Origin of the sequence: Streptococcus sp. HMSC10A01, from assembly GCF_001807785.1 — a bacterium.
GTDB classification, from domain to species: Bacteria; Bacillota; Bacilli; order Lactobacillales; family Streptococcaceae; genus Streptococcus; species Streptococcus gordonii.
Map to the genome: position 1 here is coordinate 277849 of NZ_KV790965.1, position 24862 is coordinate 302710.

A 24862-nucleotide genomic window follows, 5' to 3' on the forward strand; every position below is an offset into this window, starting at 1 on the left:
GACGTATTTATTTTATATAAAATAATTAAAAATGACAAGGTGAGCGCGTTTATGGAGTGGGAACAATTTTTAGACCCTTATGTCCAAGCTGTTGGTGAGTTAAAAGTCAAACTGCGTGGGATTCGAAAGCAATACCGCAAGCAACAACGACACTCACCTATAGAATTTGTAACCGGTAGGGTCAAATCTATTGAAAGTATCCAAGAGAAGATGGTTATGCATGGAATAAGTTTAGAAAACTTAGACCGTGATATGAATGATATTGCAGGACTTCGAATTATGGTTCAATTTGAGGATGATATCACTGAGGTTCTAAAAGTTTTGCATCAGCGAAAAGATATGAAGATTGTTCTAGAACGAGATTATATCACTTATAAAAAGCCAAGTGGATACCGCAGTTATCATGTGATAGTTGAATATCCTGTTGATACAATTGACGGTAATAAAGTTGTCTTGGCTGAAATTCAAATTCGGACCTTAGCCATGAATTTTTGGGCGACAATTGAGCATTCTCTGAATTATAAATATAAGGGAGAATTTCCTCAAGAAATTAAGGAAAGGTTGGAAATAACAGCTCGAATTGCCTATGAATTGGATAAAACAATGGGTGAAATTCGCCATGATATTCAAGAGGCTCAAGTTCTGTTTGATCCGCCTTATCGGAAGTTAAATGATGGCGTAGGAAATAGTGACGATACAGATGAAGAATATAGATAAAAAGATTGCAGTTTTTAGCAATTATAAACCTCAAAGTAAAGAAGTCTGCCAATTATTGATTAAGAAACTAAGGCAGAATCGTTTCATTTTAACCGATAAAAATCCTGATATAGTTATTTCTGTAGGTGGAGATGGCATGCTCTTGTCAGTTTTTCACAAATATGAAAAACAATTAGATAAAGTTCGTTTTGTCGGTGTTCATACTGGACACTTAGGGTTTTATACTGATTATCGAGATTTCGAAATTGACAAGTTAATAGATAATCTAAAATTGGACACAGGTGCTCAGGTTTCCTATCCGATTTTAAATGTTAGAATTTTTCTTGAGGATGGTTCTGTAAAAACTAAACTAGCTTTGAATGAAGCTACGATAAAGCGATCAGATCGGACTATGGTCGCTGATGTCATGATTAACCATGTGGCCTTTGAACGCTTCCGAGGGGATGGGATTTCAGTTTCTACTCCGACAGGCAGTACGGCTTACAATAAGTCCTTAGGTGGAGCAGTTCTCCATCCGACAATAGAAGCCTTGCAAATTGCTGAAGTGGCTAGTCTTAATAATCGTGTATATCGTACTTTGGGCTCGTCTATTATTGTTCCCAAAAAAGATAAGATTGAAATATTTCCAACTCGAAATGATCAGCATACGATTTCTGTGGATAATAGAACTTATACTTTCAAGCATATTTCTAAGGTTGAATTTCAAATAGATAATCATAAAATACATTTTGTCGCTAGCCCAAGTCATACGAGCTTTTGGAACCGAGTTAAGGATGCCTTTATTGGAGAAGTAGACGATGAGATTTGAGTTTATTGCAGATGAGCATGTCAAAGTCAAAACTTTTCTCAAAAAACATGATGTTTCAAAGGGGCTTCTTGCTAAAATTAAGTTTAGAGGCGGAAGTATTTTAGTAAATGACGAACCGCAAAATGCAATTTACTTGTTAGACATTGGTGATAAAGTTACGATCGATATTCCCAAGGAAGAAGGTTTTGAAAGTTTAGAAGCGATTTCGAAAAAACTAGAAGTGGTTTTTGAGGATGATCATTTTTTAATACTTGATAAACCAGCCGGCGTCGCAAGCATTCCTAGCGTGAACCATTCTAATACTATGGCTAATTATGTCAAAGCTTATTATATAGATTCTGGTTATGAGAATCATCAAGTCCATATTGTGACACGTTTGGACAAGGATACTAGCGGTCTTATGCTATTTGCCAAACACGGCTATGCCCATGCACGATTGGATAAACAATTACAAAAAAGAGCTATTGAGAAGCGTTATTTAGCCCTGGTTAAGGGAGATGGTCTTTTAGAAAAAGAAGGGGAAATTATTGCTCCGATTGCGCGTGATGAAGATAGTATTATTACACGAAGAGTTGCCAAAGGAGGTAAATATGCTCATACTAGTTACAAGGTGATTGAGCAATTGGGCAACATCTATCTAGTGGATATTCACCTTCATACAGGAAGGACGCATCAGATTCGAGTTCATTTTTCACATATCGGCTTTCCACTTTTGGGAGACGATTTATATGGTGGAAGCTTAACTGAAGGTATCAGTCGCCAAGCTCTTCACTGTCATACTTTGAAATTTTACAATCCATTCAGTGGAGAGGAAATTGGACGTGCCAGTCCTCTTCCAACAGATTTTGAACAAGTAATTCAGATATTTAAAAATTAATTAATAGGAGATGAACTAGATATGAAAATTTTTGATGATATTCGTGAGGCCTTGCAGGATAAAGAAGTGAAAATTGTCCTGCCTGAAGGCGAAGAACCTCGTATTCTTCAAGCAACTAAGCGCCTTGTAAAAGAAACTAGCATTACTCCAGTTCTTTTGGGTAATCCTGAAAAAATTCGTATTTATTTAGAAATAGAAGGAATAACAGAAGGGTACCAGGTCATTGACCCTACAAACTGTTCTTGCTTTGAGGAAATGGTGGAAGCTTTTGTTGAGCGTCGTAAAGGAAAAATTACTGCAGACGAAGCGCGTCAATTGTTGAAGGAAGATGTCAATTATTTCGGTGTTATGCTAGTCTATCTTGGTAAGGTTCAAGGAATGGTTTCAGGCGCTATTCACTCTACAGCAGCGACTGTTAGACCTGCTCTTCAAATCATCAAGACTTTGCCATGGGTTTCGCGCACTTCTGGTGCCTTTCTAATGGTTCGTGATGATGAGCGTTACATTTTTAGTGACTGTGCCATCAATATTGATCCAGATGCCAATGTTTTAGCAGAGATTGCTATTAATTCAGCTTTGACAGCACAAATTTTTGATATTGATCCGAAAGTCGCCATGCTAAGCTATTCTACCAAAGGTTCTGGTTTTGGAGAGAAGGTTGATAAGGTCGTAGAGGCAACTAAGCTGGCTCAGGAAATGCGTCCAGATTTGGCTATCGATGGTGAATTGCAGTTTGATGCGGCTTTTGTACCTGCAACAGCAGAACTAAAAGCACCTGGTAGTCCTGTGGCTGGTCAAGCGACTGTCTTTGTCTTCCCTAGCATTGAAGCTGGTAATATCGGCTACAAGCTGGCAGAACGTTTAGGTGGCTTTTCTGCAGTAGGCCCTATCCTACAGGGGCTTAATCATCCAGTTAATGACCTTTCTCGTGGATGTAATGCAGATGATGTCTATAAGCTGACCTTGATTACAGCTAGTCAGGCAGTTGGTCATTATTAAACGATATGAGATAATTGGGGGGCGTACGCTCTCCAATTTTTTTATCCTTATGCTATACTAGATTTATGATAGTTTTGAGAGAATACGGGATTGAAATGTGGGAGGCAGATAAAATCGCCTCTTTTAGAGAGAAATTATTAACTTGGTATGATGAAAACAAACGCGATCTGCCTTGGCGCAGAACAAATAATCCTTATCATATCTGGGTTTCTGAGATTATGCTGCAGCAGACTCGGGTGGATACGGTGATTCCTTATTATGAGCGCTTTATTGACTGGTTCCCCAGTGTAGCTGATTTAGCACAAGCGCCAGAGGATAGACTGCTCAAGGCTTGGGAAGGGTTGGGATATTATTCGCGTGTGAGAAATATGCAAAAAGCGGCCCAGCAGATAATGATGGATTTCGCTGGAAAATTTCCTGATAGCTATGAAGGAATTGCTAGCCTCAAAGGGATTGGACCTTATACAGCTGGTGCCATTGCTAGTATTGCCTTTGGCCTAGCTGAGCCTGCGGTAGATGGCAATGTCATGCGAGTGTTGAGTCGCTTGTTTGAAGTTGATTTAGATATTGGCCAGGCTAGTAATCGTAAGGTTTTTCAGGCTATGATGGAGATTCTGATTGATCCTGATAGACCAGGAGATTTCAATCAGGCACTGATGGATCTGGGGTCAGATATTGAAGCTCCTGTTAATCCTCATCCAGAAGACAGTCCAGTAAAAGAGTTTAGTGCAGCTTATTTGCACGGAACTATGGATAAATATCCAATCAAAGCACCTAAAAAGAAGCCTGTTCCAGTCTATCTGCAGGGCTTGATTATCGAAAATGAACTGGGCCAATTCTTGCTTGAAAAGAATGAGGCTACTGGCTTGTTATCGGGTTTTTGGCATTTTCCCTTGATTGAAGTTGAGGAATTTCAAACTGAAAATCAGATGTCCCTGTTTGAAGTCGCTGAAAATCAGCCCAGTCTGGAACTGTCTCCTCAAGAAAGCTTTGAGCAGGATTATGATTTGATTGTCAATTGGCAGCAGGAGTCTTTTCCAAAGGTGCAACATGTCTTCAGCCATCGCAAGTGGCATATCCAGCTGGCTTATGGTCGAGTTAAAGACAGTCAGTATACAGCTGATGGGGAGGTCATGTGGCTACATCCAGATGAATTTGAGAAGTACCCTTTTGCCAAGCCCCAGCAGAAGATGTGGGAGGCTTTTCAAGATGTTAGAAATAAATAAAAAATCTGAGACTAATTTGGTCTCAGATTTTTTGAATCAATTTTACAAGTTTGCAAAAGCTTTAATGTCATCTGCAGTCATAGAAGAATCACAACGAACTGCTACTTGGCCGTCTTGAACATGAACAAAACCAGGAACCGTCGGAATACTGTATTCAGAGCGGAAGGCTTGCAGTTTATCTAATTCGCTAGCTTCTTCACTGTTAATGAAGTAGATATGTGCTTTAGTTTCAGCCACAACACCAGCCAATGTTCCAGCAAATTTACGGCAGTAAGGGCAAGTTTTACGACCTACAAAGAAAGTTGCAGTCTCTTTGTCAGCAATCGCTTGACGAGCACGATCAACAGTTGTGACTTCCAAGTCTTTAATATTTTGAGCAAATTGTTCCATAAATCATCCTCATTTCTTTTGATAGAACTAGTATGCCATAAAGTTTCTAAAATTGCTTAGATTTGATACGAAAAAAAGATGAGATTGGTTGGTCTCATCTTTTATCTTGCTTATTTTACAAAAGCATTGATTTCCGCTTCGATGTTTGCAATCTTAGCTTGTGAATCTTCGTTGCTTTCACCAACCACTGCAATGTAGAACTTGATTTTAGGTTCAGTTCCAGAAGGGCGAACTGCAATCCATGAACCATCTGCAAGTGTATATTTCAAAACATCGCTTGGAGGAGTTGTCAAGTTTGTAACAGTACCGTCAGCAGCAGTAGCAGTTTGAGCTTTGAAGTCTTCTACGACAGTGATAGCTGTTGTGTTCCATTCTTTTGGAGCATTGTTACGGAACTTAGCCATAATCGCTTTGATTTGCTCAGCCCCGTCTACACCTGAAAGAGTCACAGAGATAGTCTTTTCAGCGTAGTAGCCGTACTCTTTGTAGATTTCTTCGATACCGTCAGCAAGGGTCAAACCACGTGAACGGTAGTAGGCAGCAAGTTCAGCAACGACAAGAACTGCTTGGATCGCGTCTTTATCACGTACGAATGGTTTGATCAAGTAACCGAAGCTTTCTTCAAATCCCATCATGTAAGTGTGATTGTGTTTTTCTTCAAATTCTTGAATTTTTTCAGCGATAAATTTGAAACCAGTCAAGACGTTGAACATGGTTGCGCCGTAGCTTTCAGCAATCTTCGTTACCAAGTCAGTTGATACGATGGATTTGCAGAGAGCAGCATTATCAGGAAGAGTTCCAGCATTTTTGTGGGCTTCCAAGATGTATTTAGCCATGATAGCACCGATTTGGTTGCCTGAAAGGTTAAGGTAGCTACCATCTTTTTGAAGAACTTCAACACCAACACGGTCAGCGTCAGGGTCAGTTGCCACAAGAACATCTGCACCAACTTGACGACCAAGTTCTTCAGCAAGGGCAAAGGCTGCTTGGTTTTCTGGGTTTGGAGATTTTACAGTTGAGAAGTCTGGGTCAGCAGTTGCTTGCGCTTCAACAACTTGAACAGAGTCAAATCCTGCTTGGGCAAGGGCACGACGGGCTAACATTTCACCAGTACCATGAAGTGGTGTGTATACAATCTTCATGTCTTTACCGAATTCTTCAATCAAGGCTGGGTTGATGTTTACATCTTTGACTTCTTTAAGGTATTCTGCATCAACAGCTTCGCCAATGACTTCAATCAAACCAGAAGCTTTTTCAGCTTCGACATCAGCAACTTCTACAGCGAATGGATTTTCGATAGCACGAATGTATGTAGTCAAAGCGTCCGCATCGTGTGGAGGCATTTGCCCACCGTCTTCACCGTAAACCTTGTAACCGTTAAATGGTGCAGGGTTGTGGCTAGCAGTAATCATGATACCTGCGAAACAGTTGAGGTGACGAACAGCGAATGACAGTTCTGGAGTTGGACGAAGGCTTTCAAATACGTAAGATTTGATTCCATGTTTTGCAAGAACTGCAGCAGATTCAAAGGCAAATTCTGGAGAGAAGTGACGACTATCGTAGGCAATTGCCACACCGCGCTCTTTTTCGTTTCCACCTTTTGACTCAATCAAACGAGCCAAACCTTCAGTTGCTTGACGAACAACATAGATATTGATACGGTTTGTACCAGCGCCGATCAATCCACGCATACCTGCAGTACCAAATTCAAGATTGGTATAGAAGGCATCTTCCTTTGTTTTTTCGTCCATATTGTTTAAGTCTTGGCGAAGATAGTCTGGTAAATCAGCAAAATCAAGCCATTTTTGGAAGTTATCTTGATAAGTCATAGATGCAGTCTCCTTTGTTTAAAAAATGAAGAGAGGAAAATCATGATAAATCATCCCACTCTTGAATATATCTAATCGCTTTCATTGTAGCATATTTTCACTTATTTTGAAAGGTCAGATATAGAAAATGATGAAATACTTTTGAAAAAAATTTTTTCAAGAATTTCAAATAAATCATATAGAGAAATTAGAAAAAGGACAGATAGATAACTGCCCTTACAAGATTATTGATTAGAAGATTATTGCTTAGCTTTTTCAAGTGCAGGGACGATAGTTGTTGTCAAGACTACCGAAATAAGTAACTCTGCAATTGAATTTGCGGATAAAACAACAGCAAGCATAGCTTGGATACTTCCTTGATAGACATTTGAAAATAGAAAGAAGATTCCGCCCAAGACAAAGATGGTATTAGTAGCAGAACCAACTGCTCCAGCTATAGCTAAACCAAGTTTGTTATGTAGGACTTTGTAGACAAGATAAGGAGTGAGACCGATTAAAATGCGGGGCACCATAGCGATCATAAGCGAATGTAGATTTCCGTTTGGTACAAAAGGGCTAAAAAGATAGCTACTAGGAATAAGCACTATGGTGTTAGTAATCACACTAATACATCCCATAAGGAAACCTAAGACCATTCCAACCTGAGGACCGTAAAGGATACTAGCGATAATAATAGGTATATGAATAATCGTTGGTTTAATTGGTACTGGCAGAAGGTTGAAAATCACTGAGCTAAGCAGATGTAGTACCAACATAATGGCAAAGAAAATAGCAATTTGTGCAATCTTAGATTGTTTTTTCATAAATAAGTTCCTTTACAGTATCTATAATTGTATCAATCTCAGCCAGAGCGCCTTTTCCTTGATCGCCACAGGCTAAAATCGCTTCACGCGGTTCAATAGTCTTCCAGCCAGTTAGTTTAAGCCGGTCTATGTTTTGTTGTGTTATAGGATTTTCATACATTTTTGTGTTCATAGCTGGTGCTAAAACTTTCTTAGTATGAGTCGGTAAGGCCAGAGCAGTAGCTGTTACCATATTATCTGCTAGACCATTTGCTAATTTAGCAATCGTATTTGCCGTTGCAGGAGCTAGTAAAAAGAGATCAGTCTCCTTGGCAATGTTAATGTGGTTGACCTTGCTAGGATCAGGCTCTTGTATGATGTCGAGACCAACCAACCTTTGAGATAAGACTTGCAGAGTTAGAGGTGTGATAAATTCTGTCGCAGCTTGAGTCATGAGGACAGCCACATCAAAGTTCTCTTTCTTTAGGCGACTAGTAATATCTGCTGCCTTGTAGGCTGATATGCTACCACTAACTGCTAGAGTAATCTGAATCATGTTTTGCCTCCCTGTGGATATATTGGTAGAGGAGTTGAGCAATCTCAAGCTTGGAATGTGCTTTCGTCACCCTATCTTTTTCAACTAGATAAGCTTCATGCCCTTTCTCAGTAATTTTATTTAAATCATTGGCAACAATAATATCTGCTTTGTTTTTTTGGAGACTGGCTCGCGCAGTCTCAAGTAACTTTTCCTTAGAAACATCAACCAAGAGTTTGAATCCAATCAAGCGAATGTCGGGATTCCATTGTTTTACTAAGGAGATGATTTTTGGTGTTTTTTTAAGGAAAAGTACCTGGACATCATCCTGAGAAGAAATCTTGCTTTCTGAGTTAGACTTATTCAGTAATTCTGTAAGGTCAGAGCTAGCTAAAACTTCATCAAAGCCTGTCATATAAACTGGAGTGTAGTCAGAAACTGCCATAGCATGAATTAGTACATCGTGCGTGTGTACAAGTTTCTCCAGCTTTTCATGAAGCTCTGCGACATTTTCAATTTCTACTGTAGTAAGATTGGGATGTAGTAGAGGACGGACAGCCTTGGAAGTCGTTACTAAAGTCACTCGGTCACCCTTATTTAGGAAAGTTTCAGCTATAATTTTTCCTAACTGCCCAGTTGAATGATTGGTAATAGAGCGGACCCGATCGATTTTTTCGCTTGTTCCGCCTGAAGTAATCAATATATTCATAGCCTTATTTTACAAGAAAAAGTAAATTTAGTAAAATATTTATATTTACAGAAAGCTACTGAGAATTAAAATTTTGAAAACAGCTTGAAGTTACTTGTTTCTTATCAATAATCTATAGGAATGATTGTATGTCATTGAAAAAGGAGAGAGTATGGAGAAAGAGAAATATCAGTTTGAATATTACGCTGGTTCGAATTTTTATTTCACAAATTTGATGTTTATATTGGTCATGTTTGGATTTGGAATTGTTGCTTTTATAAGTATATACATGGATATTGATAAGGGCATAGAGCATGATTTGTCGCACTCTACCTTAATGATTATATTCTTAGCAGCGATCTTTGGCGGAATCATACTCTATCTGATAAAAAATATATTTAAAGAAAAAGAAAGCAAGGTACCAATTCTAGCTGGGACAATAGATGAGTTCGTCTTTCGCATTGATGATGAACTAATTAGCATTCCATGGAAAGATATTCAAAGAATTTTTTATAAGAAACGTTCCGAATATAGTTCTGAAGGACATAGAAGTGTAAAGCATTATATTTGCCCCTATACCCAAGCTGGTCCTGATTACGAAATTTCAATTGATAAATTAGATGAAGATCAGTATGATATCTACGATGTTTTAAATAAATACCATCCTGAGATTCTTTTGAGCGGATTTTTTGATTAAAGCTATTACAACTTAATTTTTAGGTTACTATAGAGATTCATGTAAATTTCATAATTTTATCTGATGAATCCTAGTATTCGTAAAACAAAACACGAACAATATTTTTTAAAAAGAGTTAAATTGTGTAGATTCTACTCTTTTTTTGTTATAATCTATATACTAAATGGATGAAGGAGAATTTGATGAAAACAGATATCGAAATTGCTCAAAGTATTGAATTACAGCCTATAGTGGATGTGGTGAAAAAAATTGACATCGACTATGATGACTTGGAACTATATGGTAAGTACAAGGCTAAGCTTAGCTTTGATAAGATTTCTGAAGTAGAGAAAAATCCTGTTGGCAAGCTGATTTTGGTAACAGCGATTAATCCAACTCCAGCAGGTGAAGGGAAATCAACTATTACCATTGGTCTTGCGGATGCCTTGAACAAGATTGGCAAGAAAACGATGATTGCTATCCGCGAACCTTCTTTGGGCCCTGTTATGGGGATCAAAGGAGGAGCAGCTGGTGGTGGCTATGCGCAGGTCTTACCTATGGAAGATATCAACCTCCACTTTACTGGGGATATGCATGCCATCACGACTGCCAACAATGCCCTGTCTGCCTTGATCGATAACCACTTGCACCAAGGAAATGTATTGGGAATTGACCAACGTCGTATTATCTGGAAACGTGTTGTGGACCTGAATGACCGAGCTCTTCGTCATGTTACTGTTGGCTTAGGTAGTCCAGTCAACGGTATTCCGCGTGAAGATGGCTTTGATATCACGGTTGCTTCTGAAATTATGGCGATTCTTTGTCTAGCTACGGATATTGAAGATTTGAAAAAGCGCTTGGCAAAAATTGTCATCGGTTATCGATATGACCGCTCACCAGTCTATGTTCGTGACCTTGAGGTAGAAGGAGCCTTGGCATTAGTCTTGAAAGATGCGATTAAGCCAAATCTAGTTCAGACTATTTATGGGACACCAGCCTTTGTTCATGGAGGACCGTTTGCCAATATCGCCCACGGCTGTAACTCTGTTTTGGCGACTAGCACTGCGCTGCGCTTGGCTGATTATACGGTGACTGAAGCAGGATTTGGGGCAGATCTTGGAGCTGAAAAATTCTTAGATATTAAGACTCCAAACTTGCCAACCTCTCCAGATGCAGTAGTCATTGTCGCAACCCTTCGTGCTCTTAAGATGAATGGCGGTGTTGTGAAAGATGCACTGACAGAAGAAAATGTAGAAGCAGTTCGTGCAGGTTTTGCTAATCTCAAACGTCACGTTGAAAATATCCGTAAGTTCGGTATTCCAGCAGTTGTTGCTATTAATGAATTTGTATCTGATACGGAAGCTGAAATTGCGACTCTGAAAGACCTATGTGCAGAAATGGGAGTACCGGTTGAGCTTGCTAGCGTCTGGGCAGATGGCGCTGAAGGTGGTGTAGCTTTGGCTGAGACTGTAGTCAAAACCATTGACGAAGAGCCTGCTCGTTACACTCGACTTTATGACAATGAACTCTCTATTGATGAAAAGATAGAGAAGATTGTCACAGAAATCTATCGTGGTTCAAAAGTGAACTTTGAGAAAAAAGCGCAGACTCAGATTCGGGAAATTGTCAAAAACGGCTGGGACAAACTGCCAATCTGTATGGCCAAAACGCAGTATAGCTTCTCAGACAATCCAGCTGCTCTGGGTGCGCCAGAAAACTTTGAAATCACCATTCGTGAATTGGTACCAAAACTTGGGGCAGGCTTTATCGTGGCTTTGACAGGAGATGTCATGACCATGCCAGGATTGCCGAAACGCCCAGCTGCACTCAATATGGATGTGGCAGCAGACGGTACAGCGATTGGTCTATTTTGATCATGGTTTAAAAGACTCGTTACGAGTCTTTTTTGGTATAATAATGAAAATACTGAGAACATGGAGTCATTATGGAGATTAGGTTAGCTAAGCCATCAGATGCTAGATCCTTGTTAGATATTTATGCGCCTTATGTCGAGAATACAGCCATTACTTTTGAATATGAAGTTCTGACCATTGAGGATTTTGCAATTAGGATTGAGAAAACATTGGAAAAATATCCTTACCTGGTGGCGGAAGAAGACGGTGTAGTCTTAGGTTATGCTTACGCTTCGACTTATTATGCGCGTGCAGCCTATGATTGGGCGGTAGAATTATCTGTCTATGTCAGTCAAGATGCTAGAGGGAAAGGAGTCGGCAGTAAGCTTTATGATGCTTTGGAAGAAATGTTAGAGCAGATGGGTTATATCCATTTTCTAGCCTGTATTTCTCTGCCAAACGAGGCTAGTCTAGCTTTGCACCGAAAAAGAGGCTATCAGCAGGTGGCGCATTTCCCTAAAATTGGCTATAAATTCAACCGTTGGCACGATATTGTTTGGCTACAAAAGTCTTTAGACAAGGAAGCTAGACCAATCAAGCTTTTAAAAGAAAAGGAGTAGGAAGTATGAAAAAGAAATATCTAATTATTTTGTTGTTAACCATTGGTTTAATTACCTTATCTGGTTGTCAGATGATTGAAAACTGGCTTAAAAATGCCAAGGAGGAATGGATTGGTTTAGAGATGACAGTTCGCACCTATGATGAAAATTCTCAGCTTATTGACCAAATGTCGGGCAAGTCTCTATCCATCTCTCGTAACGAGGAGTTTGACTCAGTTGATGCGGAAGGAAATTCCAAGGAGGACTCTTCTGTTCTCAAAATCACCTTGGGTAAGTATGAGATTGACCATGTGGGCTCTTCCCTGATTGCAGAAGAAAAAGGTTTGAAAGATGTCTTTGCTCAATATCAAAAGACAATAGATGTTGAGGAGAATAGCCATTCTGTTCCCGTTTTAAATCGCATGATTTCAGCCTTTAAAAACGACTTTACCGGAAAGAAAAAAGTCATTTTGATTCGCTCTCAAAACGGAACTCCGCTAGCAGCTTATGCTGGCGACCGTGTCTCTCTAGATAAATCCGATGCTCCTAAAACCTCTGAATTGTTGATTGACGGCAAACGTCTCGTGATTTACCGCTGTGACTACACTATTTATGACCGTGAATTGCTGGAGTAAGCTATGAATGTAGAGGAATTGGTAAAAGAGTTAAAAGCTGTAGCTAACCCTGATGATGCGGTGGCTATGAAAGCCTATATGAAAAATAAATTTGAGTTTCTAGGGGTCAAAACTCCAGCCAGACGGAAGCTCGTAAAAGCTTTTTTCAAACAACAGACTGACTCCGACATTGACTGGAATTTTATAAATGAAGCTTGGAATAATCCCTATCGAGAACTGCAGTACACCGCACTAGATTATCTGGAGATTCGCAAGAAACTATTGACACCATCTGACTTGCCTTGTTTGAAAAAGCTGGCCCAAACAAAATCTTGGTGGGATACAGTTGACTTTCTAGACCGCTTGGTCGGATCCATTATTGCCCGATTTCCAGAAACCAAAGCTACTATTTTATCCTGGAGTTGTGATGAGGATATCTGGTTGCGTCGCTTGGCTATTGATCATCAGCTATTGCGAAAAGAAGAAACAGACACGGAGCTCTTGGAGAAGATTTTAGTAAATAATTTGGGCCAAACAGAATTCTTTATTAACAAGGCTATTGGCTGGGCGCTGAGAGATTATTCCAAAACCAATCCAAACTGGGTCAGAGATTTTATCGAGCGGCATCAGGCAGAAATGGCTGCACTTAGTATTCGAGAGGGAAGTAAGTATATATCTTCTTGACAGATTGAGTTCCTTCATGGTATATTAGGTTCATGCGATGAGTCGATTGGCTCCTAGGAGCCTTTTGCGCTGAGGAGGTCTACATTTAATTGTAACGCAGGAGCGGACCTTGAGCAGTTGTGTGAACCAGCTGTTCTCATCGAAAGATGCCTCGAATCCCCAGTCTACGGATTGGGGATTTTTTATTGCTCTTGATGAAATGACTTCGCAGAAGGCAGTTGAGTAATAGAGCAATGGATGCAGTTTTGTTCGTGAGGGAAAAGCAGTAACCATATAAAGATTTATTTATAAGGTAAGAGTTGTTGTGTATGTTGATATAGATGAATCATTTTATGTAAAATATATAACATATTTAAGATCAAAAAAATTCAATTTTATCCTTTTATAGTCTCAGATTGGATTTACAATTTTTTTAAAAAATAGTATAATTATAGAATATACAAAATTTTTAGAAAATTCAGAGGTAGTTTGTATGGGATATACAGTTGCTGTAGTGGGTGCTACTGGAGCCGTTGGAGCTCAGATGATTAAAATGTTGGAAGAATCAATTCTTCCTATCGATAAAGTACGCTTTTTGGCGTCTGCACGTTCAGCAGGAAAAATTTTGAAGTTTAAGGGGCAGGATATTGTAATTGAAGAAACTACTGAAACTGCTTTTGATGGCGTTGACATTGCTCTTTTTTCTGCTGGTGGCTCGACTTCAGCAAAGTATGCTCCTTATGCAGTTAAGTCTGGGGCAGTAGTTGTTGATAATACTTCTTACTTCCGCCAAGACAGCAAAACTCCATTAGTAGTACCAGAGGTTAATGCCCATGCATTGGACCATCACAACGGAATTATTTCTTGTCCAAACTGTTCTACTATCCAAATGATGCTTCCATTGAAAGCAATCGCTGATAAATGGGGAATTGAGCGCGTGATTGTATCAACCTATCAGGCTGTATCTGGTGCTGGTATGGGTGCAATTTTGGAAACGCAGGATCAGTTGCGTCAGGTATTAAATGATGGTGTTGATCCAAAGGATTTGACTGCTAATATCTTGCCTTCTGGTGGGGACAAGGAGCATTATCCAATTGCGTTTAATGCATTGCCACAAATCGATGTTTTCACGGACAATGACTATACTTATGAAGAAATGAAAATGACCAAGGAGACTAAGAAAATTTTAGAAGATGACTCTGTTAAAGTTTCTGCTACCTGCGTCCGCATTCCAGTCTTGTCAGCGCATTCTGAATCTGTCTATATTGAAACTAAAGAAACTGCCTCTATCGAAGAAATAAAGGCTGCCATTGCAGCCTTTCCGGGTACAGTCTTAGAAGATGATGTTGCTCATCAAATTTATCCGCAAGCTGTCAACGCAGTTGGTAGAAAAGAAACTTTTGTTGGTCGGATTCGAAAAGACCTTGATATTGAAAATGGCGTTCATATGTGGATCGTATCTGATAATCTTCTTAAGGGAGCTGCTTGGAATTCAGTACAAATTGCTGAAAGCTTGCATGAGCGTGGCTTAGTTCGTCCGACTGAAGAGCTTGTTTACGAGCTAAAATAAAAGGTTGATTAGAAGACTTAATAGTTTTCAAAACAGGATAAAGCTAGTTTGAATTTTAATGTTTCTGGTTTTTTCAGATTCTAGATGAGATAACTGATAAATGACTAGTTTCATTAAGTCAATTAAACCTCAAACAAGTTTTGCTATAACAAAAAGAGGCTAAGAAGAAATTCTTTAGGCCTCCTTTCCTTATATAGAAAGGTTTTCATATGGCTTATAAAGATTTGCTTAATTGTAAAATAATCACTGCTTTCATTACACCCTTTCATGAAGATGGATCAATTAATTTTGAAGCTATTCCTGACTTGATAGAGCATCTTCTGGCTCACCACACGGATGGGATTTTATTGGCGGGTACAACAGCAGAAAGTCCCACTCTTACTCACGATGAAGAATTGGAATTATTTGCGGCTGTTCAAAAGGTTGTTAAAGGCCGTGTCCCTTTAATAGCGGGTGTCGGTACCAATGAAACACGTGACTCTATCGAATTCGTCAAAGAAGTAGATGAATTTGGTGGTTTCGCAGCCGGTTTAGCTATTGTTCCTTATTACAATAAACCTTCACAGGAAGGCATGTACCAGCACTTTAAAGCTATTGCGGATGCTTCAAACCTGCCTATCATTATCTACAATATACCTGGACGGGTAGTAGTTGAGATGACTCCTGAGACCATGCTGAGGTTGGCAGAACATCCAAATATTATCGGTGTTAAAGAGTGTACTAGTCTTGCTAATATGGCTTATTTGATTGAGCATCGTCCAGAGGAGTTTCTGATTTATACTGGTGAGGACGGTGATGCCTTTCATGCTATGAATCTGGGGGCTGATGGAGTTATCTCTGTTGCTTCTCACACAAACGGTGATGAAATGTTTGAAATGCTGGACGCAATTGAGCACAATGACATCAAAAAAGCAGCAGCTATTCAACGGAAATTCATTCCCAAAGTCAATGCACTTTTCTCTTACCCAAGCCCTGCCCCAGTCAAGGCTGTTCTTAATTACTTGGGCTTTGCGGCAGGCCCAACTCGCTTACCACTTGTGCCTGCACCTGAAGAAGATGCCAAACGCATTATTAAGGTCGTGGTTGATGGTGACTACCAAGCAACCAAAGAGACTGTTAAAGGTGTCCTGAGACCGGATTATTGATTGATGAAATTAAAACAAACTATTTTTTAGAAAGGATTGCCAAGTGCTTTCCTTTCTTTTTCGCTTTTTAAAGTCTAAAAAAGAAAGCTACCTTTGAAAAATATTGGAAAAAATTATATAATGTTAAGGTATGGTCTAGCTTTGAGTTTTCTTTTTGAGCAGGCTGTAAAGAACTAGATTGGCAGAAGTCATGTCAGTGACTTACATTATATTAGAAATAGATAAATAAAGGAGTTTATTATGCAAGTAATTAAGCGCAGTGGTGAAGTTGTAGATTTTGATCCGGATAAAATCTATCAAGCTGTCTTAAAGGCTGCTCAGACAGTCTATGTTTTGACTGATGATTTACGGCAAAATTTGGCACAAGTTACAAAAAAGGTTGTTCTTGATTTGCAAGAAGCAAAAGTAGAGAGAGCAACTATTAGTATGATTCAATCAATGGTTGAAAGCCGTCTCTTGGGAGCAGGCTACATTACTATTGCTGAACATTACATTTCTTATCGCTTACAACGTGATCTAGAGCGTAGTGGTTATGGAGATCATATTGCAGTTCACCTTCACTTTGAACAAGTTAGATAAATGCTAAAGCCCATAGAGGCTTTTTTCTTTGTTTTAGGAGATGTTGAGTTGTCCGTTTTGGATTCTCCCTCTTAAATTCTAGAAATATGTTAAAATAGTTAAAGATGAAAATATTCTGAAAGATATTCGCTGAAAGGAAAAAATATGGCAACGATTCAATGGTTTCCTGGGCATATGTCCAAAGCTCGGAGACAGGTCCAAGAAAGTATTAAGTTTGTTGATTTTGTGACTGTCTTGGTTGATGCCCGTCTCCCTTTATCTAGTCAAAATCCCATGCTAACTAAAATTGTAGGAGAAAAGCCCAAGCTTTTGGTTTTAAATAAAGCGGATTTGGCTGATCCTGTCCGTCTCAAGGAGTGGCAGACTTATTTTGAAGGTCAAGGAATTCCTACTTTGGCTCTTAATTCTAAAGAACAGTCTGCCGTTAAAAAGGTGACAGATGCCGCTAAGAAACTGATGGCTGACAAATTAGCTCGTCAGAAGGAGAGGGGAATTCGCATAGAAACTCTGCGTACCATGATAATCGGCATTCCCAATGCTGGAAAATCAACTCTCATGAATCGCTTGGCTGGTAAGAAAATTGCTGTTGTAGGAAATAAACCCGGTGTGACAAAAGGTCAGCAATGGCTCAAGTCAAATAAAGATTTGGAAATCTTGGATACACCAGGTATCCTCTGGCCTAAGTTTGAAGACGAGACGGTTGCTCTCAAGTTAGCTCTGACTGGTGCAATTAAGGATAATCTGTTACCTATGGATGAAGTGACGATTTTTGGACTTAATTATTTTAAGGAGCATTATCCTGAAGAGCTAGTAGGTCGCTATAAACAGTTAGATCTAAATCAAGAAGCTCCAGAGATAATTATGGATATGACTCAAAAACTTGGTTTCCGTGATGACTACGATCGTTTTTATAGCTTATTTGTCAAAGATGTTCGTGATGGTAAGCTGGGCCGTTACTGCTTGGATATTGTTGGAGAATTAGATGGCAACGATTAAGGAGATTCAGCAGCGTTTGGAGTTGGTGACTGAATTGTCTGATTCTTTTTTAGAAGAGGTGGCGAAGGATCAGCGTAGTGGAGTTCAAAAGGCTGTTGAAAAGCGTAAAAAGGCTATTCAAGCAGAGTTAGATGAAGATTTGCGTTTGGATCAGATGCTACGGTATGAAAAAGAGCTCTATCAATCTGGCTACCAAGCTATTGCTGGAATTGATGAAGTTGGTCGCGGTCCTCTAGCTGGTCCAGTTGTCGCTGCAGCTGTCATCTTACCTCCAGGATGTAAGATTAAGGGGCTCAACGACAGTAAGAAGATTCCCAAGAAAAAGCACCAAGAAATCTATCAAGCAGTTATGGATAAGGCCTTGGCAGTAGGTATTGGTCTGATGGATAGTGATATCATAGATAAAGTCAATATCTACGAAGCGACCAAGCTTGCTATGAAAGAGGCTTTGTCAAAACTTCCTCTCAAGCCAGATTATTTGCTGATTGATGCCATGAAATTAGATGTTGAGATTCCGCAAGAGTCCATCATCAAGGGCGATGCTAATTCACTATCTATTGCAGCAGCTAGTATCGTAGCTAAGGTCACTCGAGATCGGCTGATGGCAGACTACGATAAAGAATTTCCTGGTTATGCCTTTGCGCAGAATGCTGGCTATGGAACAAAGAGCCACTTGGAAGGCTTAGAACACTATGGAGTGAGTCCAATTCACCGAAAGACATTTGAACCAGTTAAGTCTATGCTTGGCTAGTTATGAAGAGGTTGGAAATGCAGATTATTAAAATTTTAAACAATAATGTCGTTATTTCTGAAGAAAACCAAGAAGAAATTGTGCTCATGGGAAGAGGGCTGGCTTTTGGTAGAAAAGTGGGTCAGGAGATCTCGCTTGATCTGATTGAGAAAAAATTTATTTTGTCAGCAGACAGGAAGCAGTTGATTAACGAAATTGATCCTGAAATTATAGAAATAGCTGGCGAAGTTATTGCATTTGCCCATAAAAAGATTTCTAAAGAGTTAAATCATCATGCCTTTATAGCAATGGCTGACCACATGCATGGAGTCGCCTTGCGAGAGAAGGATGACATCTATTTGAAAAATTTTCTTATGTGGGATATCAAGCGATTCTTCCCGGAGGAATTTGAAGTTGGAAAATATGCTAATCAGCTTCTAAGTCAGTATTTTGGTAAAGAATTACCGGATGATGAGGCTGGTTTCATGGCGTTAACAATTGTGAATGCAGAATTAGAGAACGGTGCAGCTGCAAGAGATTTGACCATGTTGATGGAAGAAATCATGACCATTGTCAAGTACAGTTTAGAAATTTCTCTAGATGAGGAAGATATTTATGTACAACGCTTTGTGACTCATCTGAAATTTTTTTGCGAGCGTGTTTTAACAGGCTCTGGATATAGAGACTTAGAAGACAATGAGATGTTTATACTGATGAAGTCTAAATACCCTTGTGCTTTTGAAACGGCTCAAAAAATCGTTGACCATCTTGAAAAAACTCGAAATTACACCACATCAGAAGATGAACAGCTCTATTTAATCATCCACTTATCTCGTATGAAAAGGAAGGTGTCATGAAAACAGAATACGAAAAAATGATTGCTGGTGAACCCTATCGCCCTCAAGATCAGGAATTGAGACAGCTAGCTGCTAGGTCAAGAAATTTCCAGTATTCTTTCAACCAGGAGCAAGACGTTCGAAAACGTAGTGCTATTATTAAGGAATGGTTTGGCTCAACTGGTGAAAATATTTCAATGAATCCTAACTTAGTATGTGACTATGGAGTGAACATTCATTTGGGAGAAAATTTTTATTCTAATTGGAATATGACGATGCTGGATGTTTGTTCGATTAGGATTGGAGATAATGCCATGTTTGGTCCCAATTGTCAATTGTTAACGCCATTACATCCATTGGATCCTATAGAAAGAAATTCTGGCATTGAGTACGGAGCTCCCATTACCATTGGTGATAATTTCTGGGCTGGTGGTGGTGTGACTATTCTGCCTGGCGTGACACTGGGAGATAATGTTGTTGTTGGGGCAGGATCTGTTGTAACAAAGTCTTTTGGAGACAATGTTGTTTTAGCTGGAAATCCAGCTCGGATTATCAAAGAAATCCCTAAAACTAAGTCAAATAAAGCCCTGAGCTAATTAACATCCACCTATTTACTTTAAATGCGAACAGATGTTTTTTAGAGAAATTAGTCAGGATATAAAAAAGACTGTAAAACAGTCTTTTTTTGTTGTTTTTTGCGAATATAATAGTGAGGTGAAAAAATGAAAAACTATGATATTTATAAAATGAAACATGCTGGACTGACTAATGGACAAGTTCTTAATGTCTTGAGATATGCTGAAAACAAGGAAAAGGAGCTTTCTTTGCGTGATATAGCGGTGGTTTCAGAGTGTCGTAATCCTGCCCTGTTTATGGAACGCTATAAGCAAATTGACGACGATTTCTTAAAGAAATCCTTTGAGGAATTTCCCTCTTTTTCTATCTTGGATGAAATTTATCCTTGGGATTTGAGTGAGATATACAACCCACCTGCTCTTTTGTTTTATCAGGGAAATATTGATCTACTTGAATTGCCAAAAGTAGCAGTAGTCGGAAGTCGTGATAGTAGTAAGCTTGGAAACCAGTCTGTTCAGAAAATTATTAAAGAATTGAATAATGAATTAATCATTGTGAGTGGATTAGCGCGTGGGATTGACACAGCTGCTCATATGGCAGCCTTACAGAATGGCGGTCGAACTATAGCTGTTATTGGGACTGGATTAGATGTTTTTTATCCTAAAGCCAATAAAAAACTTCAGTCTTATATTGGCAAAAATCACCTGGTTTTATCAGAATACGGTCCAGGTGAACAGCCCTTGAAGTTTCATTTTCCTGAGCGTAATCGAATTATTGCAGGTTTGTGCAGGGGCGTCATTGTTGCTGAAGCTAAGATGAGATCTGGCAGCTTGATTACTTGTGAGCGAGCAATGGAAGAAGGAAGAGATGTATTTGCTATTCCTGGATCTATTCTTGATGGAAAGTCTGATGGTTGTCATCATCTGATTCAAGAAGGCGCTAAGTGCATTATGTCAGGCTCTGATGTTCTATCTGAGTTTGATTTTTAAAACAAGTTTTCCTATAGGAGAATTTAACAGTTGACAAGCCTAAAAAAATAGTTTACACTCTATGAGATTTATTCTGATAGAAGGTGTATAAATTGGTAACAAAAACAAGTAAAAAGTCCACAACCAAGAAAAATCTGGTTATCGTGGAGTCGCCTGCCAAGGCAAAAACAATAGAAAAATACCTGGGAAGGAACTATAAAGTTTTAGCCAGTGTTGGGCATATTCGTGATTTGAAAAAGTCAACAATGTCTATTGATTTTGAAAATAATTATGAACCACAATATATCAATATCCGAGGCAAGGGACCACTCATCAATGATTTAAGGAAAGAAGCAAAAAAAGCTAAACAAGTCTTTCTGGCAAGTGACCCGGACCGAGAAGGAGAGGCTATTTCATGGCATTTGGCACACATTCTTAACTTGGATGAAAAAGAAAAGAATCGTGTGGTTTTTAACGAAATTACTAAAGATGCAGTCAAGAATGCTTTCAAAGAGCCTCGTCAGATTAATATGGATTTGGTCGATGCGCAACAAGCTCGTCGTGTTTTAGACCGTTTAGTTGGTTATTCTATTTCTCCTATTCTTTGGAAGAAAGTCAAGAAAGGTCTATCAGCTGGTCGGGTTCAGTCTGTTGCTCTCAAGTTAATTATTGACCGGGAAAATGAAATCAATGCTTTCAAGCCTGAAGAGTATTGGACCATTGACTCTACCTTTAAAAAAGGAAGTCGACAATTTCAAGCTAGTTTTTATGGCATAAATGGCCGAAAAATGAAACTGACCAATAACGATGAAGTGAAAGAAGTTCTTTCCCATCTTAAGGGAGATGACTTTAAGGTAGAAAGTGTCGAAAGAAAAGAACGTCGCCGTAATGCTCCCTTGCCGTATACGACTTCTTCTATGCAACAGGATGCTGCTAATAAGATCAATTTCCGGACTCGTAAGACTATGATGGTGGCTCAGCAACTCTATGAAGGTATCAATATCGGTTCTGGAGTTCAAGGTCTTATTACTTATATGCGTACGGATTCAACTCGTATTAGTCCAGTTGCTCAAAATGAAGCTGCTAATTACATTACTGATCGTTTTGGAGCTAAGTATTCAAAACACGGTAGTAAGATTAAAAATGCTTCCGGAGCTCAAGATGCCCACGAAGCTATTCGACCTTCGAGTGTCTTTAATACACCAGAAAGTATTGCAAAGTATCTGGATAAAGATCAGCTGAAGCTCTATACACTGATCTGGAACCGCTTTGTAGCCAGTCAAATGACAGCTGCAGTCTTTGATACTATGAATGTTAAAATTGAACAAAATGGTGTTCAATTTACGGCCAATGGAAGTCGGGTCAAGTTTGATGGTTATCTAGCTATTTATAATGACTCTGATAAAAATAAGATGCTTCCAGATATGGAAAAGGGTGATACTGTCAAACGTGTCAATACTAATCCAGAACAGCACTTTACTCAGCCACCTGCTCGCTATTCTGAAGCTACTCTTATCAAGACTCTCGAAGAAAATGGAGTTGGCCGGCCGTCTACTTACGCACCGACCATTGAGACCATTCAAAAACGTTATTATGTTAAACTGGTTTCTAAGCGTTTTGAACCAACAGAACTTGGTGAAATCGTCAATTCTCTAATTGTTGAATTTTTCCCAGGTATCGTGAATGTGAAATTTACCGCTGAGATGGAAGCAAAACTGGATGATGTAGAAGTCGGAAAAGAGCAATGGCAGAAGGTTATTGACGAGTTTTACCGACCTTTCGAAAAGGAAGTAGCCAAAGCTGAGTCTGAAATGGAAAAAATTCAAATCAAGGATGAGCCAGCTGGTTTCGACTGCGAGGTTTGTGGCAGTCCGATGGTCATCAAGTTGGGTAGATTTGGGAAATTTTATGCCTGCAGTAATTTCCCGGATTGTCGTCATACTCAGGCTATTGTCAAGGAAATTGGCGTGACCTGCCCGCAGTGCCAAAAAGGCCATGTTATTGAACGTAAGACTAAGAGGAATCGTATTTTCTACGGATGTGATCGTTATCCAGACTGTGACTTTACATCTTGGGATAAGCCAGTCGGACGAAACTGTCCAAAATGTGACCACTATCTGGTTGAAAAGAAAGTCCGTGGTGGCGGTAAGCAGGTAGTTTGTAGCAATGGTGATTATGAAGAAGAAAAGGTCAAATAAGTCTTTTTACCAATCAATTTAGTCCATTTTAACGGCAAAAACAAGAAATGTCTGTTAAAATGGACATTTTTTGTTTTGTCTGTTATAATAGACAAAAGGGGGTGGTGAAGTGTATATAGCCTTAATTGCAGACGTCATTGACTCAAAACTATTTAAAGAGAGATCAGACTTACAAAAGAAGTTGGAAGCAGTTCTCTTTCATATGAACAATCGCTTTGAAACTTATTTAGCTTCGCGATTAACTTTGACTCTTGGAGATGAATTTCAGGCTCTGTTTAGTTTAGATGCACCAATTTTTCAAATTATTGACTCCCTACGTCAAGAGTTGAAGCCTGCTCAGCTACGCTTTGGGATTGGTTTGGGGAAAATAGTGACTGACATTGACCCTTTACAGAGTATCGGTGCTGATGGACCTGCCTATTGGAATGCACGAGCTGCTATTAATCTCGTTCATCAAAAGAATGATTATGGAAATACTCAGTTGTATTTTTCTAGTGGAAAAAAGGAAGAAGATTTTCAAATAAATGCTTTATTAGCTGCAGGAGAGGCAATCAAATCAGACTGGCGAGAAAGTCAGGAAGAACTTTTAAGGGGCTTACTCAAACTATCCATCTATAGTGAGGATTTTAGTCAGCAAGAGCTGGCTCAGGCACTTTCATTAAATCCCAGTGCCCTTTCTAAACGCCTAAAAAGTAGTAGCATCAGAGTCTATCTTCGAAGTAGAGCGGCTGCACTTGCAGCTATCCAAGCCATTGATGTTACAAAAGGAGGTCAGAATGAACGGATTTTCTAGTATGGATTCATATCACCTTTTCGTACTTCTGTTGATTTGTCATTTGTTATCAGATTATTACTTTCAAAGTCAAAAAATGGCTGACAAAAAGGACAAAAACATTCGAGTCCTTGCATTTCATATTTTACTTGTAGGACTACCTTTATTTGTCTTAACTATTATAATACCAAGTTTGTGGTGGAAGACTTTCATTGTTTTCTTAAGCCATGCTCTTATTGATTATTTCAAACCAATCCTACAAAGGATATTCAAGTTAAAAGTGTCAATCATTTTTGTGCTTGATCAACTCCTTCATTTGGCTATTATCTACGGACTCTCTAATATGAATACTGAGTTTTTGCCAAGTTTCCTTCCATTAACTTTCTTAAAAACCGTTTTGTTTGTCTTATTGGTAGGAAAGCCAACCAATATTGCTTTTAGAATTTTATTTGGTAAATTTCAACCAGAAACGAGTCAGGAGTTGGATACAATAGATGGAGCAGGAGCCATGATTGGTTTCTTAGAGCGCCTGGTTATCGGAGCTTGTCTTCTTTATGGACAGTTTGCTTCGATTGGTCTAGTGTTTACAGCTAAGTCTATTGCCCGCTATAACAAAATATCGGAAAGTCCAGCATTTGCAGAGTATTACTTGATTGGGTCCTTGGTCAGCATTTTATCAGCCTTGCTTGCCGCCTGGATTGGTATAAAATAAAGTTTTGAAAGAAAATAGTATGAATAATAAATTTACAGAATTTCTAAAAATCGCGTCTCAACTGAACAAGATAGGAATTGTTCCATTGCTAATGGGCTCTTTGGGGCTGGAGCAGGTTACTGGTCAGGACTGGCAGGCGCGGGATATTGATATCCATGTTCACGGTGATGAGCGCGGTTGGGAAGCGCCAGATGAAGAGCGGATTTATGATATGGACAAGATTGAGCCCATGATGGAGAGCTTAGGCTATCGTTTAGTTGATCTACACGAGCATGAATTTCAAAAAGAAGGTCTGTCTATTGAATTTGGAGCCATGGAAACCTTGGAGGCATTTTCAGGTGTGCCACTGGAGAAGCTGACTAGAAAAGAAGTAGAATGCGTTGAGTTTTTACTGCCAACTGCAGAGCAATTTTTAGCTATCTACCGCGCCTCTTCCCAAGATTCTTACCGAAATGATAATAACAATCATAAGGATTTTGCTAAGATTGTTTATTTGGAAAAAATGACACAATGATGGACAGACT

General features: G+C 39.2%; 27 protein-coding genes. 22 read left to right on the top strand and 5 right to left on the bottom strand.

The window, feature by feature from the left end; translation table 11 throughout:
- The first annotated feature begins 51 nt into the window (after positions 1–51).
- The 5 genes from HMPREF3108_RS02960 (at position 52) to mutY (ending at position 4627) form a co-directional block, all read left to right on the top strand.
- On the top strand, positions 52–717 hold the full coding sequence (locus HMPREF3108_RS02960) for a GTP pyrophosphokinase (protein WP_048780094.1): 666 nt from the start codon (positions 52–54) through the stop codon (positions 715–717).
- The gene (locus HMPREF3108_RS02965) at positions 701–1525 is read left to right on the top strand and encodes an NAD kinase (RefSeq protein ID WP_048780091.1); all 825 of its coding nucleotides are present in this window, start codon (positions 701–703) and stop codon (positions 1523–1525) included. The genes HMPREF3108_RS02960 and HMPREF3108_RS02965 overlap by 17 nt, the downstream gene beginning before the upstream one ends.
- Positions 1515–2402 (top strand): RluA family pseudouridine synthase, encoded by an 888-nt coding sequence (locus HMPREF3108_RS02970; protein WP_048780090.1) that lies wholly within the window; start codon positions 1515–1517, stop codon positions 2400–2402. The genes HMPREF3108_RS02965 and HMPREF3108_RS02970 overlap by 11 nt, the downstream gene beginning before the upstream one ends.
- Before the next feature lie 21 nt (positions 2403–2423).
- Positions 2424–3401, top strand: a complete 978-nt coding sequence (pta, locus tag HMPREF3108_RS02975; RefSeq protein WP_045635309.1) for a phosphate acetyltransferase — start codon at positions 2424–2426, stop codon at positions 3399–3401.
- Positions 3402–3466: 65 nt separating this feature from the next.
- The gene (gene mutY / locus HMPREF3108_RS02980; RefSeq protein ID WP_061593164.1) at positions 3467–4627 is read left to right on the top strand and encodes an A/G-specific adenine glycosylase; all 1161 of its coding nucleotides are present in this window, start codon (positions 3467–3469) and stop codon (positions 4625–4627) included.
- 42 nt (positions 4628–4669) lie between these two features.
- Here the strand turns inward: mutY and HMPREF3108_RS02985 are convergent, their stop codons facing one another.
- The 5 genes from HMPREF3108_RS02985 to HMPREF3108_RS03005 form a co-directional block, all read right to left on the bottom strand.
- Positions 4670–5017: a DUF6568 family protein gene (locus HMPREF3108_RS02985; protein WP_061593163.1), complete on the bottom strand. Its 348-nt coding sequence runs from the start codon at positions 5015–5017 to the stop codon at positions 4670–4672.
- A 110-nt stretch (positions 5018–5127) separates the two neighbouring features.
- Entirely contained in the window at positions 5128–6846 is a 1719-nt protein-coding gene (locus HMPREF3108_RS02990) for a phospho-sugar mutase (protein WP_070493248.1), read from the bottom strand.
- 239 nt (positions 6847–7085) lie between these two features.
- Positions 7086–7649 (bottom strand): ECF transporter S component, encoded by a 564-nt coding sequence (locus HMPREF3108_RS02995; RefSeq protein ID WP_046165527.1) that lies wholly within the window; start codon positions 7647–7649, stop codon positions 7086–7088.
- Positions 7633–8184 carry a phosphopantothenoylcysteine decarboxylase gene (coaC, locus tag HMPREF3108_RS03000; protein ID WP_070493251.1) on the bottom strand — a complete coding sequence of 184 codons (552 nt, stop codon included), beginning with the start codon at positions 8182–8184 and terminating at the stop codon, positions 7633–7635. The genes HMPREF3108_RS02995 and coaC overlap by 17 nt, the downstream gene beginning before the upstream one ends.
- A complete protein-coding gene (locus HMPREF3108_RS03005) occupies positions 8159–8872 on the bottom strand; it encodes a phosphopantothenate--cysteine ligase (RefSeq protein WP_070493254.1) in 714 nt (237 codons plus the stop codon). Before HMPREF3108_RS03005 ends, coaC begins: the two co-directional genes overlap by 26 nt.
- 151 nt (positions 8873–9023) lie before the next feature.
- On the opposite strand from HMPREF3108_RS03005, the gene HMPREF3108_RS03010 reads away from it, so the two are divergent.
- From HMPREF3108_RS03010 to HMPREF3108_RS03090, 17 genes are all read left to right on the top strand, one after another.
- Positions 9024–9548, top strand: coding sequence for a hypothetical protein (locus HMPREF3108_RS03010; protein WP_070493257.1), 525 nt, complete (start codon positions 9024–9026; stop codon positions 9546–9548).
- A gap of 182 nt (positions 9549–9730) precedes the next feature.
- Entirely contained in the window at positions 9731–11401 is a 1671-nt protein-coding gene (locus tag HMPREF3108_RS03015) for a formate--tetrahydrofolate ligase (RefSeq protein ID WP_070493260.1), read from the top strand.
- Positions 11402–11472: 71 nt separating this feature from the next.
- Positions 11473–12000, top strand: a complete 528-nt coding sequence (locus tag HMPREF3108_RS03020; RefSeq protein ID WP_048780073.1) for a GNAT family N-acetyltransferase — start codon at positions 11473–11475, stop codon at positions 11998–12000.
- A gap of 5 nt (positions 12001–12005) precedes the next feature.
- On the top strand, positions 12006–12614 hold the full coding sequence (locus tag HMPREF3108_RS03025; RefSeq protein WP_048780071.1) for a DUF5052 family protein: 609 nt from the start codon (positions 12006–12008) through the stop codon (positions 12612–12614).
- A gap of 3 nt (positions 12615–12617) precedes the next feature.
- Complete coding sequence (locus HMPREF3108_RS03030; protein WP_048780069.1) at positions 12618–13277, top strand: DNA alkylation repair protein; 660 nt, start codon at positions 12618–12620, stop codon at positions 13275–13277.
- A gap of 472 nt (positions 13278–13749) precedes the next feature.
- A complete protein-coding gene (locus tag HMPREF3108_RS03035) occupies positions 13750–14826 on the top strand; it encodes an aspartate-semialdehyde dehydrogenase (RefSeq protein WP_070493263.1) in 1077 nt (358 codons plus the stop codon).
- 209 nt (positions 14827–15035) lie between these two features.
- Entirely contained in the window at positions 15036–15971 is a 936-nt protein-coding gene (gene dapA / locus HMPREF3108_RS03040; protein ID WP_045503149.1) for a 4-hydroxy-tetrahydrodipicolinate synthase, read from the top strand.
- Positions 15972–16211: 240 nt separating this feature from the next.
- The gene (locus tag HMPREF3108_RS03045) at positions 16212–16550 is read left to right on the top strand and encodes an ATP cone domain-containing protein (protein WP_008808609.1); all 339 of its coding nucleotides are present in this window, start codon (positions 16212–16214) and stop codon (positions 16548–16550) included.
- A gap of 144 nt (positions 16551–16694) precedes the next feature.
- Positions 16695–17546 carry a ribosome biogenesis GTPase YlqF gene (gene ylqF, locus HMPREF3108_RS03050; RefSeq protein ID WP_048780065.1) on the top strand — a complete coding sequence of 284 codons (852 nt, stop codon included), beginning with the start codon at positions 16695–16697 and terminating at the stop codon, positions 17544–17546.
- Complete coding sequence (locus tag HMPREF3108_RS03055) at positions 17533–18297, top strand: ribonuclease HII (protein WP_048780062.1); 765 nt, start codon at positions 17533–17535, stop codon at positions 18295–18297. Before ylqF ends, HMPREF3108_RS03055 begins: the two co-directional genes overlap by 14 nt.
- Positions 18298–18314: 17 nt before the next feature.
- A complete protein-coding gene (locus HMPREF3108_RS03060) occupies positions 18315–19133 on the top strand; it encodes a PRD domain-containing protein (protein WP_048780060.1) in 819 nt (272 codons plus the stop codon).
- Positions 19130–19708 carry a sugar O-acetyltransferase gene (locus HMPREF3108_RS03065; protein ID WP_048780058.1) on the top strand — a complete coding sequence of 193 codons (579 nt, stop codon included), beginning with the start codon at positions 19130–19132 and terminating at the stop codon, positions 19706–19708. The genes HMPREF3108_RS03060 and HMPREF3108_RS03065 overlap by 4 nt, the downstream gene beginning before the upstream one ends.
- Before the next feature lie 126 nt (positions 19709–19834).
- On the top strand, positions 19835–20677 hold the full coding sequence (gene dprA / locus HMPREF3108_RS03070) for a DNA-processing protein DprA (protein ID WP_048780056.1): 843 nt from the start codon (positions 19835–19837) through the stop codon (positions 20675–20677).
- An 83-nt stretch (positions 20678–20760) separates the two neighbouring features.
- Positions 20761–22854: a type I DNA topoisomerase gene (gene topA / locus HMPREF3108_RS03075; RefSeq protein ID WP_141639689.1), complete on the top strand. Its 2094-nt coding sequence runs from the start codon at positions 20761–20763 to the stop codon at positions 22852–22854.
- 109 nt (positions 22855–22963) lie between these two features.
- On the top strand, positions 22964–23647 hold the full coding sequence (locus HMPREF3108_RS03080) for a SatD family protein (protein WP_048780052.1): 684 nt from the start codon (positions 22964–22966) through the stop codon (positions 23645–23647).
- Entirely contained in the window at positions 23631–24338 is a 708-nt protein-coding gene (locus tag HMPREF3108_RS03085; protein WP_045503124.1) for a DUF3307 domain-containing protein, read from the top strand. The genes HMPREF3108_RS03080 and HMPREF3108_RS03085 overlap by 17 nt, the downstream gene beginning before the upstream one ends.
- 19 nt (positions 24339–24357) lie before the next feature.
- The gene (locus HMPREF3108_RS03090) at positions 24358–24852 is read left to right on the top strand and encodes a phosphoribosylanthranilate isomerase (RefSeq protein WP_070493267.1); all 495 of its coding nucleotides are present in this window, start codon (positions 24358–24360) and stop codon (positions 24850–24852) included.
- Positions 24853–24862: the final 10 nt, after the last annotated feature.